This window comes from Blastococcus sp. LR1 (assembly GCF_020166105.1).
Lineage (GTDB): Bacteria > Actinomycetota > Actinomycetes > Mycobacteriales > Geodermatophilaceae > Blastococcus.
In genome coordinates, this window is record NZ_JAIUJY010000010.1 from 1 (window position 1) to 709 (window position 709).

General features: G+C 69.8%; 1 protein-coding gene. It reads left to right on the forward strand.

Annotation, left to right across the window (positions count from 1 at the left end):
* Positions 1-113: 113 nt before the first annotated feature.
* Positions 114-709: TasA family protein (locus LBW97_RS20275; RefSeq protein WP_304505483.1), on the forward strand; the 596-nt coding region annotated here is incomplete at its 3' end.

Sequence of the window (709 nt, forward strand, 5' to 3'; positions counted from 1 at the left end):
GATTCCTTGCGGGTTTCTTGCGGATCGCTGGCGGGTGGCCTGCGGTTGGCCCTCCAGAGTCTGTGTTGTCGCCGGAAGCCCGGTGGCACCCCACGGACACAGGAGACACGGACATGACCAAGACCCTCGTCGCCACCAGCTCCACCGCCCGCAAGGTCGTCGGCTCCCTCGGCGTCATCGGTGCCGCCGCCGCCGTCGCCGGCATCGGCACCTTCGGAACCTTCACCGACAGCACCACCCCGGTGAACACCACCCTCGACACCGGCACGCTCTCGATCACCGCCACCCAGCAGGGCACCCTCCCCCTGACGATCTCGAACCTGGTTCCCGGCGACACCGTCACCCGGGCCGTCACCGTCAAGAACGACGGCAACCTGCCCTTCGGCAGCCTCACGCTGGGCACCACCGTCGCCGCCCCGAGCGTGCTGACCACCGACGCGGTCAACGGCCTGCAGCTCGCCGTCAAGTCCTGCGCCGTCGCCTGGGTCCAGTCCGGCAACGGCTTCACCTGCTCCAGCGGCGAGAAGACCCTCGGCTCGGGCCCGGTCGCCGGCAACATCAACCTGGCCGGCGCCGCCTCCCTCAACGCCGGTGCGACCGACTTCGTCGCCTACACCGTCTCGCTGCCCACCACCGCCGACAACACCTTCCAGGGCAAGTCCGCTGCGCTGAGCCTGGTCTTCACGGGCACGCAGAAGACCGGCACCGC